Annotated in this window: 13 protein-coding genes; 2 read left to right on the top strand and 11 right to left on the bottom strand. The window is 38.5% G+C overall.

Annotated features, from left to right (window positions below):
• Nucleotides 1-50: 50 nt before the first annotated feature.
• Nucleotides 51-626 carry an AraC family transcriptional regulator gene (locus tag KXJ59_RS01875; RefSeq protein WP_295200503.1) on the bottom strand — a complete coding sequence of 192 codons (576 nt, stop codon included), beginning with the start codon at nt 624-626 and terminating at the stop codon, nt 51-53.
• A 274-nt stretch (nt 627-900) separates the two neighbouring features.
• Between KXJ59_RS01875 and KXJ59_RS01880 the strand changes: the two genes are divergently transcribed.
• A complete protein-coding gene (locus KXJ59_RS01880; protein ID WP_295200506.1) occupies nt 901-3147 on the top strand; it encodes a heavy metal translocating P-type ATPase in 2247 nt (748 codons plus the stop codon).
• A 59-nt stretch (nt 3148-3206) separates the two neighbouring features.
• Here the strand turns inward: KXJ59_RS01880 and KXJ59_RS01885 are convergent, their stop codons facing one another.
• From KXJ59_RS01885 to KXJ59_RS01905, 5 genes are all read right to left on the bottom strand, one after another.
• Complete coding sequence (locus KXJ59_RS01885; protein ID WP_295200509.1) at nt 3207-3929, bottom strand: DUF2071 domain-containing protein; 723 nt, start codon at nt 3927-3929, stop codon at nt 3207-3209.
• A 3-nt stretch (nt 3930-3932) separates the two neighbouring features.
• On the bottom strand, nt 3933-4484 hold the full coding sequence (locus KXJ59_RS01890; RefSeq protein ID WP_295200511.1) for an OmpH family outer membrane protein: 552 nt from the start codon (nt 4482-4484) through the stop codon (nt 3933-3935).
• 190 nt (nt 4485-4674) lie between these two features.
• Complete coding sequence (locus KXJ59_RS01895) at nt 4675-5190, bottom strand: hypothetical protein (RefSeq protein WP_295200513.1); 516 nt, start codon at nt 5188-5190, stop codon at nt 4675-4677.
• A gap of 36 nt (nt 5191-5226) precedes the next feature.
• A complete protein-coding gene (locus tag KXJ59_RS01900; RefSeq protein WP_295200514.1) occupies nt 5227-6033 on the bottom strand; it encodes a hypothetical protein in 807 nt (268 codons plus the stop codon).
• A complete protein-coding gene (locus tag KXJ59_RS01905) occupies nt 6033-6587 on the bottom strand; it encodes an STM3941 family protein (protein WP_295200516.1) in 555 nt (184 codons plus the stop codon). Before KXJ59_RS01905 ends, KXJ59_RS01900 begins: the two co-directional genes overlap by 1 nt.
• A gap of 148 nt (nt 6588-6735) precedes the next feature.
• Here KXJ59_RS01905 and KXJ59_RS01910 point away from each other — a divergent pair, with 148 nt between their 5' ends.
• Nucleotides 6736-7398: a hypothetical protein gene (locus KXJ59_RS01910; protein WP_295200518.1), complete on the top strand. Its 663-nt coding sequence runs from the start codon at nt 6736-6738 to the stop codon at nt 7396-7398.
• 37 nt (nt 7399-7435) lie between these two features.
• Here KXJ59_RS01910 and KXJ59_RS01915 read toward each other — a convergent pair whose 3' ends face one another.
• From KXJ59_RS01915 to KXJ59_RS01935, 5 genes are all read right to left on the bottom strand, one after another.
• Complete coding sequence (locus tag KXJ59_RS01915) at nt 7436-8395, bottom strand: hypothetical protein (RefSeq protein WP_295200521.1); 960 nt, start codon at nt 8393-8395, stop codon at nt 7436-7438.
• Between the two features lie 238 nt (nt 8396-8633).
• Nucleotides 8634-9890 (bottom strand): ATP-binding protein, encoded by a 1257-nt coding sequence (locus tag KXJ59_RS01920; RefSeq protein WP_295200523.1) that lies wholly within the window; start codon nt 9888-9890, stop codon nt 8634-8636.
• A gap of 367 nt (nt 9891-10257) precedes the next feature.
• Nucleotides 10258-10992, bottom strand: coding sequence for a hypothetical protein (locus tag KXJ59_RS01925; RefSeq protein ID WP_295200526.1), 735 nt, complete (start codon nt 10990-10992; stop codon nt 10258-10260).
• Nucleotides 10989-11753, bottom strand: a complete 765-nt coding sequence (locus KXJ59_RS01930; protein WP_295200527.1) for a hypothetical protein — start codon at nt 11751-11753, stop codon at nt 10989-10991. The genes KXJ59_RS01925 and KXJ59_RS01930 overlap by 4 nt, the downstream gene beginning before the upstream one ends.
• Nucleotides 11754-13718 carry a hypothetical protein gene (locus tag KXJ59_RS01935; protein ID WP_295200529.1) on the bottom strand — a complete coding sequence of 655 codons (1965 nt, stop codon included), beginning with the start codon at nt 13716-13718 and terminating at the stop codon, nt 11754-11756.
• Between the last annotated feature and the right edge of the window lie 3 nt (nt 13719-13721).

Here is a 13721-nt window from a genome sequence, read left to right on the forward strand (position 1 = left end):
TTTGTTATATAATCATGGAAGGGATGTATATAATTTCCAGTAGCGAGCCTTTAGTCTGTGATTTTATCCAGCGGTTTTCTTCTATTTTCCTTAAGCTGTTTAAAATGAGAAGGGGTAAGGTCTGTAATTTTTTTGAACTGCTGTGAGAGATGCTGTACACTGCTGTAACCCATTTCATAGGCAATTTCACTCAGGCTTTTCTCATCATACATTAATAATTCTTTCACTTTTTCAATACGCTGAAGTATAGCATAGCGTTCTATTGTAATCCCTTCCACCGAAGAAAAAAGTGTGCTGAGATAATGGTAATCAACCCCCAGTCTCTCCTCGAGTAAGGCAGATAGTTTAAGATTAAACTCTTCATCTGAATTACCATGAATCATGGAAACAATCACCGTTTTAATGCGGTCTACAATTTTAGATTTCTTGTCATCCAGTAACTCAAAGCCCAGTTCCTGTAACCTGGTTCTTAATATTTCGAGTTGTTGGGGGTCTGGTTCTTCTTTTAATTCAACCTGACCCAGTTGAATACCGGAAAAAGACAGACCAGCATTTATAAACACATCCTTCACTACCATTATACAACGGTCACAAACCATGTTTTTGATATGAAGGAGTTTCGACATAGTAATTCAAAGATACCTATATTCTTAAAATCACCATGTTCATTTCCCTGCTGTCTCTGCAGACCTTATTCTTTTTATACAAATAATATGAATGAAAAGAAAACCAAAAAAATGAGTTGCCTGTAAAGACTCCATTAATCTTAATGAAGTAGTTTTTAAACGCAGCTCAGGAAGCACTACTCGTTACCAATCAGGTAAATTATATACAGGTTTCCCTGAATTATATAATGATAACAGGTGATGACCAAAATACTTTTGTAAAAAATTGATCATCATGAAAACCGATCAGCCAAATTCAGAAAAAGCGCCCATAGTAAGAAAGAATTTCCCTGTCCTTGAAATGACCTGTGCTGCATGTGCAATAAGTGTAGAGTCAACATTGAAATCTGTAGATGGTGTAAAAGATGCAGGTGTAAATTTTGCTAACCAGGATGCCTGGGTATCTTATGATCCTTCTGTTACCGGACCTGAGAAATTTCAAACAGCTATTCGCTCTATAGGATATGATATCGTAATTACAGAAGATAATCAACAGCAGGTTAAAGAAGAAGCGCAGCTAAAACATTATGCATTTATCAAACAAAGAACCATCTGGTCTTCTGTTTTATCTGTTCCGATAGTTATAATAGGCATGTTTTTTATGGATATACCATATGCCAATTATATTATGCTGGTTTTATCAACCCCGGTTATATTTTATTTTGGTAAAAGTTTTTTTATCACTGCATGGAAACAGGCCAAGCACGGAAAAGCCAATATGGATACGCTGGTGGCTTTAAGTACAGGTATTGCCTGGCTTTTCAGTTGTTTCAATACCTTTTTTGCTTCGTTCTGGCATGCCCGTGGACTTCATGCACATGTATATTTTGAAGCGGCGGCTGTAATTATAGCATTTATCTCTCTTGGAAAATTATTGGAAGAAAGGGCAAAGTCTAATACTTCTTCTGCGATAAAAAAACTGATCGGGCTGCAACCTAAAACGGTTACACTTGTGCTCAGTAATGATGAAACCATGGAAGTACCTGTTGCTGCTGTTGAAAAAAATGCAATCATACTGGTGAAGCCCGGCGAAAAAATTCCGGTAGATGGCTCCGTCATCAACGGTAGCTCTTTTGTAGATGAGAGCATGATTACCGGAGAACCCGTACCCGTTGAGAAAAAAGCTGATGACAAAGTATTCGCCGGCACCATCAATCAAAAAGGTAGTTTTCGGTTCAGGGCAGAAAAAATTGGCTCAGAAACATTTCTGGCACAGATTATACGAATGGTAGAACAGGCACAGGGAAGTAAAGCTCCTGTTCAAAAACTGGTAGATAAAATTGCCGGTGTTTTTGTTCCCGTTGTAATTGGTATTTCCGTTATTACTTTTTTGGCCTGGACATTTTCCGGTGCCGATAATGCTTTTACCCACGCGCTCATGAATGCTGTTACCGTACTGGTGATTGCCTGCCCCTGTGCTCTCGGACTTGCCACTCCTACCGCTATCATGGTTGGAATTGGAAAAGGCGCTGAAAACAATATCCTGATAAAAGATGCTGAAAGTCTTGAACTGGCACACAAAATAAATGCGATCGTATTAGATAAAACAGGCACTATCACTGAAGGCAAACCAGAAGTGAGTGATATGATTTTTTCAGAATGGACAAACGAAAAAAAATTACAAAGCATACTGCTTGCCATCGAAACGCAGTCTGAGCACCCGCTGGCAGAAGCTGTGGTTCGTTTTCTTGACAAAGAAAATATAGAAAAAATCTCTGTTGAAAAAGTGGAAAGCATTACCGGAAAAGGTATCATGGCTGTATATGAAGAACGACTGTATGCTGTTGGTAGTCCTTCAATGATGAAAGAAAACAAAGTAGCAATTGATGATGTTTTACAAAAAAATATAACCAGTTTACAGCAACAGGCAAAAACTGTTATTCTTTTTTCGGAAGATAAGACAGCCAAAGCCCTTATTGCCATAACCGATAAAATAAAAACAAGTTCCAAACAGGCCATTGATGAACTGAGTGCACTGGGTATTGATGTATATATGCTCACAGGCGACAATCCTCAAACGGCTAAAGCCATTGCCGATGAAGTGGGTATAAAAACATTCAGGGCAGAAGTGTTACCATCTGAAAAAGGAGAATTTATTGAAAATCTGCAACAGGCTGGTAAAACTGTTGCCATGGTGGGTGATGGTATTAACGATAGTCATGCGTTGGCTCTTGCCGATGTAAGTATTGCAATGGGTAAGGGAAGCGATATTGCTATGGATGTAGCTAAAATGACCCTTATTACATCTGACCTCACCAGCATACCAAAAGCCATCCGTCTTTCAAAAACTACTGTGGCTACTATTAAACAGAATTTATTCTGGGCTTTTATCTATAACCTCATTGGTATTCCCATTGCAGCGGGTCTTCTTTTCCCTATCAATGGTTTTTTACTAAACCCTATGATTGCTGGTGCGGCAATGGCCCTCAGCAGTGTAAGTGTGGTAAGTAATAGTTTAAGACTTAAATTTTCATCACTTTAATATAGGCTACTTATTGTTCAATGATTGGTTTTTAGCCCGGCATATCCTGCCGGGTTTTATTACACCAGCTCCTGCTTTTTCCATGACAGCACTTTAACACCTTCCGAATAATGAACTAAATCCGGTGTTTCAGTTAACCGGATATTACCTACGGAATAATTCAGCGCTACACTTTTTATACTGGCCTCTTTTAATATCCATTCTTTATGATGAATATCGTAGCGATACAATTTATTGCCACCTTCCAGGTATAAACAGTAACGTTCGGTTAACCATTGGTGTAATAAAGGTTTGTCCTGAAATTCTTTCCCCAATTCAAAAGAGCAATCGAAATAATTACCGGTCTCCTTATTTGAGCAATGGTATTCTTGTGCTGTTCTTTTAATCGTTGCTTTCTGATAGGGTAAACCTGATAAGCTTTTTGCAATATGGGTCGACAAAAACTTTTCGGCTTCAATACTCAGAAAATAAACCCCTTGCTTCTCCTGGTTAGTCACATAGGTTCTGATATTTACTTCATGAAATTCTGATATAAATTTTATAGCCGGCAGGTAGCGTGGTCTGATATGTTCCATGGTAAATGCTACCAATGAAATATAACATTGGCCCTTAAACCGGTCTATCTGTAGTTTGGCAGGAACATAAGGCCGCAGTAATTCATAGGGTACCTGCCAATGCAGGAATAAAGCATGGTTCCACTCCTGGTAATACCACCAGTTTCCCTTCGGCAGTAAATAGGGTCTGTGTGTGGTTGATGAAAGTATTTCCCTGATATGTGTCAATACTTATAAAACTGAATTAATGTATCGGATCAGTTCATTGGTCAGGTTAATCACTTCCTCATCATTCATCCAAAGGATAAGCCCATTATTATCTTTAGAAACGTCTATCAGTGCTATATAGTTTTTTTGGCTACACCATGTTTTCATATGTATACCAATCTGCTGTTGCAGGGGCGACATTAATGTTTGATAGCGTTTTTTTAATTGCCCGTCATAATCTTCCGATTTTCTCCGGATCGTATTTTCCAGTGCTACTGCATCATCAACCAGTTTCTGTCTTGCCGCATTCACATTCTGGTTTTGATCAATCTGCTTTTTTAGTTCATTGAGTTTAGTAGTCATTGACTCTACTTCATCACGTCTTGGTTTAAACTCTGCATTGAGGTTATTTTGCAGATCCAATAATTTTTTTATCCCTCCTTTTACATCCTGGAACATATAGCTGTCTATCAGTGCAACTGCATTGGCTTTAGTGGCAGTTTGGGCAGCGCTTTGTATAGTGATTGTAACAAAAACAAAAAAAATCAGGTAACGAAGTCTTAAAAGGTTTCTCATAACAGATGGTTTATATTATTCGTGCAGCATTATTTAATGCGCTGCTTGCTGAACTGACTGCTACAAACATAAAGCAGTATACCCGTAATCGGCTTAAAAAGAAATGATTACCGAGTTTTAGGTATGATAATATTTAAAGCAAGGTTAAGTTTTTTAGTCTTCGCATAACGCTAGCTAAGGCAATCCGGTATCAAATTTTGAAAATATTAGTAAAAGCTTTCCAGGTGCTGAACTTTTCGCTTCCCAGATCATCAAATGAATCGCTTATCAGTGATTTCATCGGCTCATAATTACGAAAGTAAAACTGCGAGATTTGTAACAGCTCTTTTTCATGGCTTACCAGTATGATACTTTCATAGGGCAATGGCAATGCTGGCTCTAACATTATTTTATATCCGGTTATCTGGTTATGACTGTAGCTGGTCTTTCTCCCCCATCCTAAAAAAGGAATACATTCTATGGCATCTTCTCTGAAATAGATACGAACAGCCTTTAACCTTAATTCACCCCACACAAAAACGATCCAGATAACCGTGAGTAAAACAAAAAATACCAGTCCGCCAATAATATCATAGATAGCTGACGATGTGAAAATATACCATACAGTTGCCGGTATCAGCAAAGTGGTAATCAAACTGTAAAAAACCGGTAAAAAGATCCGGCCAGAAAAGGATGATGTTTGTACAATCTGAATTTTATCTGTCAAGTTTTAGATTTTTAAAATCAGGTAAGAAGCAATGATTTAAGGTTTATTTCGCATCAGATCGGTGAGGTGAATCAACAAACGATAAATCATTGTCTGCGACCATCTGTCTCCGGAAGTGAATTGCAGAAACCCCAACTGCTCTTTACCATTTTGAAAAACAATACGCGCACCAGTTCCAAATCCATCTTTTATATAGGGTATAAAACCAATTCCTTTTACTTGTAATACGGGTAGCCCTTCTGTATTTTTCAATTTTGTTACATCTATATTGTAGCGGATGGACGGCATTTGTGAGGTCTTGAATACAGTATCATTTAATACGGTTATCTCCGCCATGTCGTTATTAAAGAGGCGCAGTAAGGAATTAATTGAGTCGGTGGTTTGACTGATCGTGAGCGGGAAACCTGGCCGGTAATTTTCATGGTCTGCTTTTACAATAAGGCGAATCTGGTTATACGTGTCTTTCGCTTTCGCAGCAGTATTGAAGCGTATTGCCTGCGTACTCATTTCATCTGTTCTGAATTCAACCGTTCTGCTGCCTGTTTTATAGTATAGGCCGAGTGGTGCCTGCTCATTTTTGTATAGTTCGTAGAGATTGAAAGAAACAGGGGGGCGGCCATTATTATAAACAATGGTCATGGCCCCTCCTTCCGAAATGAGTACAGTGGTTGCTTTGAATGAACCGGAGCCGGGAAATGCTGCTGAACAGCATCGCATATTGTTTTTGATGGCATTTGCTGATGCAGTAAATGCTTTATGCTGTTTTTGTGCATTTACAGCATACGCACATAAAAAAGCAATAAAGGCAAAACAAAAATTGGCACACCTGATAGTTAAGCTCATTATACTGCTTTGTTTTTACTCTCATCCCAGTATTTCATCATCAATGAAAATACTTCTTCGCCTTGTTTACCGAAACTACTCAGCCTAAAAAAAATATCGCCGTCGTACATTGTTTTATTCAATCTCATCAACCCTTTCATCAATGGATTGAATTGATCGCGGTACAAAGAAGGATCTTTCAGTTTAATTGTAAGTGCCCGCTCCCAAACAGGACCATTTAACTGCCCCTGGGTTGTTCGTACATCTACATACTTTATTTCGGCAACATTGGTCCATTGCATAAACCCAGACGATACCCCGCCCGGATTATATTCAAATCCCTTTTCGTTGATAACAATAACATCTGGATTTACAATAATCATTCTGATGGCCATAAATAAAACAACAGCTCCTATTATACCAATAATGCTGATGATAATTAAACCGGTACCCTCAAATGGTACAGGGTCTTCTTTGAAAAAGAAAGCCCAAACAACAATAGACATTAGTAGCAATACGGCCAGTATTACAATAAAATGGCCTGCCCTGTTGTTTTTAATCCGGAAAGTATGCATGCAATATGATTTTCAGTATTGAAACTAAAACAAAAACTTATTGCAATTGTTGTTAGCGTTGGTTTTATCATCTAAAATTATAACAATACTGATATTTAGGTATTGGTATAAAAGAGGAATGAAGTTATTTTGAAAACAACATTACTGTATGAATAGACTCTTCCGGATATCTGTCCTTCTGCTAATTGTTTTTATTTCGTTCAAAGCCCGGTCACAGGCCACTTTAACAAAAGGCGAAACAGTTTCGTATCTCGATAAAAAGATAAAAGAAGTGCTCGGCTATCAGCGACTTGTTCCTTATCAAAACAGCGCCACTAATTATTATTACTATAATGCCAGCGTTAATTTAGATGGCAATAAACTTACCCTCTTCACCGAAAGAGGCACTACTGTAAATAAAACCATCGGATATCGGGCGTATGTACCCAATGTGGGATACCGTTACATTTATCCCTGCACCTATATAGAACAAACACATACCATTTCTTTTAACCCGATGCAAATAAAGTCGATTGATCTGGAAACGACTTCTATTTCGGGGCAGACAGTGGGTATGATTAAGATTACGCTGAAGGCCACATCTGCACAATACAATTTTGTTGCCACTACTGTTAATGATAAATTCAATGCCAATGCCGGTCAGTTTAACGGACAATGTACTTCGTTCAGGGAAGTTGGAGGCGAGCGCAAAACAACCAATGAAGTGTTATTTACTTATTTAAAAGCAGACGATACCAATTTCAATAAAATTAAAAAAGCTTTACTCCATCTCCAGGCTTTATTGAATGCAGAAGATGATCCGTTTGGGTAAACCGAATCAGTTAAAACTGTTATCGCTTCCAATAGCATTATCCATTTTTTGCATTACTGATTAAATAAGTATTAATCAGCACATAGATCAATAAAAAGATTACCGCTGCTATTGAATCAAACCGGTTTGCCTGTTTTAATTTATTGGCTTTGGCCAGTTGAAGCGAGTATACGGATGTGGTTACCACCAGAAAAATAAACAGCAATGTTATACCATGCAACGCATCTACCAGTGTAAAAGAAGTGGCTTCGGGCATCGACGATTCTACTACATATTTATTACCGATAACGGCAAACAAAGCACCTACGCTTAAACCAAAACGCGAGTCTATATTGTCTGCATGAATAAAAAAGCAGATAAAAGAAATGAGGAAGGCGGCATACATGCCTAAAAACATTTTCCAGAAAAGATCGGTGGCGTCTCTGTGTAAGCTTACTTTTACCCGGAAAGAACTGTAATCCATATGCGGGGTTTCGAGTTCAGGATCGCCAAAACCTGTTTCGTATGCTTTTGTTGCTGTGGATAGTGTAAAGCTATCAATCTGCCAGCCCCTGAGTACAAAACGGGGATCGAAGTTTTTACCTACCGTATCGGCTACAAATATTAATGAACTGGCATCGTATTGCGAGTTTTCAATCGAAAACCATAAGCGTTGTTTATCGAAGGGGAAGTTTTTGATGGTCCAGGAGTCTTTCATCACACATTGCAGTTTCATGAGCATATAAATACCCTCATCTGTACTGTCGATGGTGCTGTAGAGTTTGGTTACGGTTTTTGCCTGAGGTAGTTCGAGGTATTTTTCAAAATCGAAATCTTTATTCTTATAGCGTAACCATAACCAGAGATTGATGGTGTATTCTTTTTGTTTGAAGTCTATATCGTGTATACTGGTAATATAGATACCCGTTTTCACCGTATCGGGTTTACTATCGGCTTGTGCATGGGCGGTATTGAAATAAGAAAACAGAAAAGCGATTATGACCCATGTTCTTTTCATATAACCGGTTGGTTTAGTTTGGGTAAGTTAGCAAAATTGCAGGAATACCTGGTTCATCTTTTCGTTATTGTGCTTTTTGTACGGGTAATGGAACGCAGATGGTCATGATTATGATGATTTATCATGAAAGATCATCATCATCATGACCATCCGCGTCCCATTTTCTTTCCCGATGTTGGTCGCCTGACCAGCATCAACAAAAGTGTATGACTCGATTGTATTTTCTTTCCAATTCAAATCACCAAAGTGCAAAGAATGGAACCGCCCAGAGATTCTTACCAAAGGGAACCGCTTCTTTACCTGAATACAGTACAATACCACCGGTAAAATCCTTACCCGTTAATTCCTGAAATGCTTTGATGCCTTTAAAATCATCTGCATTTACTGTTTCAGATTTTTTTACTTCGATGGCAAATACGGAGCCGTCCGGTTTTTCGATGATAAAATCAACTTCTTTGTTATCGCTTGTTCTGAAATGATATAGTTCAGCTTTTATATCGCTGTTGCTTAATTGTTTCTTTAATTCTGTTGCCACAAAATTTTCTACCAGATGTCCAAACAATTCAGGTTTTGTTTTGGAAATATCTTCAAGGTTATAATCCAGTAAGTGACAGATCATAGATGTATCTAGAAAATAGCCTTTGGCCGATTTTACCAATCGCTTACCAACATTACGGAACCAGGGATTTACATCGAAAGTTAAAAACATGAGTTTTAAAATATTCCGATACGATTTTCCTGTTACCGAGTTCAATCCCACTTCACGTGCAATATCGGAGTCATTCATCAAACCACCTGCACGGGTTGCAAGTACCCGCAGGAGATGTGGCAGCAATGAACTTTTTTCTAATTCAGCTATTTGCTTCACATCACGCTGCAGAATGGTGGTGATGTAACCATCGAACCAGGTTCTCCTGTTTTCTTCTGTGGCAGATGCTATTTCAGGAAATGTGGCGCGCTTCATGGCATCAAGCAGGGTTAATCCTCTGTCTGTAATATGCTGAAAATCCAGTTGCATGATTTTTTCCAACTGACCCGCATTATTATTGGTGGCTTCTGCTGCTGAGAATGGATATAAGGTTAAGATAGCCATTCTACCCACCAGCGGGTCTGACAAATTGGGCAATGCCAATATATTCGCCGATCCGGTAAGCAGGTATTTGCCATTGGCTGTTTCCTGCTGTTCAAACCGCGCGGCATCTACCACTATTTTTAGTGTGCGAAACAATTCGGGCACCAATTGCACTTCATCTATAATTAATGGCAGATCGTAGCTTGTTAAAAATGCTTCCGGTTCAGAAGATGCCGCGGCCATTTGTGTGGGTCTGTCGAAAGTTACATACTGGGCCGGTTTACCATGCGTTCCTATTTCTGCAGCCATTGTTTTAACAAGCGTACTCTTTCCGGTTTGTCTTGCTCCATTGAGAAAAACAATCGGATGATTTTTGAGGGTTTGTTTTATCCTGGTATTGATATGTCGGTGAAAGAAACTCATAGTGATTCTTGCAAATTTAAAGCAAAGGTTTAAATATTTTAAAGCTTGACTTTAAATTTACAAATTTTATTGATTATCAATTAATTATGAGAGAAATTTGTGGTGGGACTGAGCAGAAATAGGGTTGATAGATCGATTTTTTGCTTCTTTGGGAGAAGACATGTCTTGAAACAGTTGTTTGGTTTGGTTAAAAAGGTCTATCCTTTTAGCGTGTTTTGCAGATGCTTGTGCAGGTTATAATTATAGGGTTCATTCGGGGTGGGGTGGATGAAGTGTTTTTGAAGCAAGGTTGCTTTAACTAATAGCATTATTGGGAGATGATGAACTTTGGGAAGTTTTAGAACTTTCCAAAAGCTGTTACTCAATTTCAGGCTATGCCAGGCGTTTTCCATCTAGAAAACTCAGAGGGCAACAAAGAAACAATTTCATTTCCCGACATTGAATTTAAATCATACGTCATCTGATACTGTCTGATAATTCTGACCATCCTTCGCGCAGAGCCTCCTCCTTTTCCTGCAGCACCTCTTTTAAGACTTGATGTAGTTTCATCCCAATACATAATATTTGCAGCATCAAGTATTCCTTTGTTTAGGGCAATTTCCTGGTAAGCCCCGAACTGCTCTGTTATTTCTCCACGTTTCTGAAATGTACCGATCAGAAATATTCTGGAAGATTCTCCTAATTCTGAATACAACCTGCTTGGATATGCGAGCAGGTGGCGATAGTATTTTGTATAATTCTTAGGGTCCTTGAGAATATAAAAAGCGGCTTCATTAATTTTTCTCTTCCCATTAGCATCAACAGGACAGATATTATCAAAATAAAAAGCGGACAGCCATGTCCATAACCCTTTATCAAAATATAGATGTTTGTGGTTCTTGAGGTTTAACTGGTTTACCAGATAAGGAACAAGCTGATTCTTGTTTTTAAAATCAACCTTTTCAATATTAATAATTGGCTCTAGCAAATCTGATAACTGAGGGTCGAATAACAAAGTTTCAGGTATGACATTAAGGTTGTTATTGCGTATTTCTCCTACAATTCTTTCAAACTCACTAAGTCCGTCGTCGTTAAATATTCTTATAGCAGTTATATTACTCATTGCGCAGTGAATTTTTCAAATAGCTGTAATTTTTTACAATATTCATTCACACAATCATCAACCCATACTTCCTGTTCAGGTGTAAGTTCATCATTATCACTCTTGGTATCTGGCTGGTTTTTAATACCCAGCACTGCTATCGTAAATTTTAACCAATCGGCTATCCATGTGCCTTCTTCTGCATCAAAATCATCCTGCTCCAATAATAATTTTATCAAAACAGATCTGAATGCTGCGGGATAAACAAGGCTGATAAATTTGACATCGTTTCTCGCCATTTCAAGAATATCAGGAATGTTTTTGTTGATCTCAAGCACCGGTCTTCCTTCATCACCGGAATCGAATGTTAATTTCCAGAACTGGTTTTTTAAATCAACCGGGTTAACTGGCAACAATGAGATTCTGTCGTTTGGGCTACCATCTGTACTTACGACTATTCCTTTGGCACTACCCAGCAGCAGACCTACCTTTCCAGCTTCGTCAACAATCGCTATATCAAAATAGGCCAACTCTGTTTCCGGGAGTTCATTCAACCTTGTGCTTTCCGGCTCTTTAAAATGAGCAATTGTTCCGAATGCAAACCTCTGGTAAACTCCTTTATAATTTGCTTCTATATAAATCTTTGCTTGCGGTGGCATTTCGAGCCCCTCCAGGTTAATTTTTGCACGGAAATACTTCCCATCTCTGTCCTTGAACAAAGAAATGTCAATTCTGTTTCTGTCGATTTTCAGACGGTTCGTATAATTAAAGCGACGGATCATTTATTGCAGTTTTAAAAATAAATCCCGTTTTTCATCAAAACCTGTCAGTTGTATTTCAAACTGCTCTTTATTTTCTATCTCAAACTCCAGTTCGTTTTTTTCTTTCTTCGTAAAATAGACGCCTGTAGACTCTATTATAATAGGCAATTTTGACAGATCGAAATCCAGTTGCTGGTAACTTTTAATGGGATTCCCTCTTGGTACATCATATCCCAATTTCAATCGCATACTCTCCGGCATTTCTTCAGCAGCTGGATTGCTTGTAATTTTTAATCCTGACAAAATTTTCTCAACCAGTACAGGTCTTTTTTTTCCTTGTACAATTGGAATATCAGGCTCCTCTGTATCATCTTCTCCTTTACTGTCATGACCGGTTTTATCTTTTGGTTTTTTCTCCTCCGGTTCCTGAGTCTCTACAGGAATAGAGAAAAAATCTATCAACAGGTCTTTCTGAATTCCATCCAGGGGTCGTTGCAACTGATCATATAATTTTTTCAGTGTTGCTTTTACAAATGCCAATGCCTCCTTTCCATCTACATATTTTCCTTTAAAATTTCTTGAATCCGGTTGCCACTCGGTATGTGCCGGATTTTCAGAATCACCCAGCATACGGGCCAGATCAATATCCTGAATTACAACCACTCCCCTTACCAGTCCCTTGTCGAGAGATGTTATCCCGGAAATGGTAATACCGTCTCTTACAAATAAATTTTCGGGTTTAACCAGCGTTGTATCTTTTTCAAGAAATGCCTGATACCAGCATGTTTTTGCTTCCCCGTTCACTGGTTGATATTTAAGCGGAATGGAAAAAGCCACTCTTTCATTTTGTTCAAACCTGTCTCTTAATAAGTTCAACCCTTCTTGATCTCCAAACATTGCTTTTGAATTCCATCTTGGTTTTGCTTTAAGATCAAGTTCTTTCAGTCTAAAAAAATCTTCTTCCTTTAAGCCAAAGGACCATTGTGCAAATTCAAAAAGCCTGATGAGGCTTTCTTTTGTTTTAAGCTTCTTATCCCCTTCGTTCAGTAATTGCAGAAAGTTTATTTGTTCAACCGCACGCCGAATAGAATCCTTCTTTAGTTCAATACAATGATCTTCTTCTGTAATTTCCACTTCCAACCTGCCTTCAAGAATAGGATAAAAGTATTGTTCAATTACTGCGTAAGCCAGATGGTTAACCGTTATCTCATCGGTTACAAACGGAACGATCAGGGAAAAACCCGGCTGATCTTTTCTCTGCAGGTGAAAAAGACTCTCAAAACAGTTCAGTTCGCTCTCTGTTTCTACAGGTTCAGCAAAGCAATCGGTACTACCTTCGTATTTTCCAAACATTCCATAAGGCTTGTATCCGCACTCTTCTTTTTTTTCATCCTCTCTGTTGTGAATACGCAGAATACTTTGGCCCATCAGCATTTTCCGTCGGTCGCTTTTCCTGACAGTTATTCCCCAGAATGAATTGATATTGGAAGAAGCAGGAAAAACAGTTTTTCCAAGGCCCCATCTACCCAGTTTATCGTCTATTTTACCTGAACGGCCAACATTACGCCAGAAATAATAAAAATTATGGGGCTGACCATCTTTAATGTTTTCTACATAATGCTCTTTAGGATTACCCTCCAGCCCTTTTGTATTGAAATCCTCAAATACAAGGAATTTCATCGGAGTTTCAAAATCTGGTAAAGCTGATATTCCAGACGCTTTTGCTTTTAAGTGTGGTGTCAGTGTTTCTAAGAAAGGAAGATAAGCCTGCGGCTGTAAAGCATATTTATTTCCTGAGAGAAATATCCTCACTCTTACCGTTTCAAAATGATCTGCCCGGTTTCTTTCATCTAGTGCATTCTGAATACCTTCCCGCACCACCGCAGTCGATATGTTATCAATATCTCTGGTGGTAAAAAACTCGCCTTGGATGGGGTCTACATCCATATCATCGCGGGAGTTGGGTTTAAAGCGCCATTCAATCATCTT

This window comes from Sediminibacterium sp., assembly GCF_019264485.1.
Lineage (GTDB): Bacteria > Bacteroidota > Bacteroidia > Chitinophagales > Chitinophagaceae > Sediminibacterium.

Coding starts and splice junctions, on each gene's coding strand:
- KXJ59_RS01905 (WP_295200516.1), bottom strand. CDS start 6,587: ATGCATACTTTCCGGATTAAAAACAACAGGGCAGGCCATTTTATTGTA.
- KXJ59_RS01880 (WP_295200506.1), top strand. CDS start 901: ATGAAAACCGATCAGCCAAATTCAGAAAAAGCGCCCATAGTAAGAAAG.
- KXJ59_RS01915 (WP_295200521.1), bottom strand. CDS start 8,395: ATGAAAAGAACATGGGTCATAATCGCTTTTCTGTTTTCTTATTTCAAT.
- KXJ59_RS01920 (WP_295200523.1), bottom strand. CDS start 9,890: ATGAGTTTCTTTCACCGACATATCAATACCAGGATAAAACAAACCCTC.
- KXJ59_RS01935 (WP_295200529.1), bottom strand. CDS start 13,718: ATGATTGAATGGCGCTTTAAACCCAACTCCCGCGATGATATGGATGTA.
- KXJ59_RS01910 (WP_295200518.1), top strand. CDS start 6,736: ATGAATAGACTCTTCCGGATATCTGTCCTTCTGCTAATTGTTTTTATT.
- KXJ59_RS01875 (WP_295200503.1), bottom strand. CDS start 626: ATGTCGAAACTCCTTCATATCAAAAACATGGTTTGTGACCGTTGTATA.
- KXJ59_RS01925 (WP_295200526.1), bottom strand. CDS start 10,992: ATGAGTAATATAACTGCTATAAGAATATTTAACGACGACGGACTTAGT.
- KXJ59_RS01890 (WP_295200511.1), bottom strand. CDS start 4,484: ATGAGAAACCTTTTAAGACTTCGTTACCTGATTTTTTTTGTTTTTGTT.
- KXJ59_RS01930 (WP_295200527.1), bottom strand. CDS start 11,753: ATGATCCGTCGCTTTAATTATACGAACCGTCTGAAAATCGACAGAAAC.
- KXJ59_RS01900 (WP_295200514.1), bottom strand. CDS start 6,033: ATGAGCTTAACTATCAGGTGTGCCAATTTTTGTTTTGCCTTTATTGCT.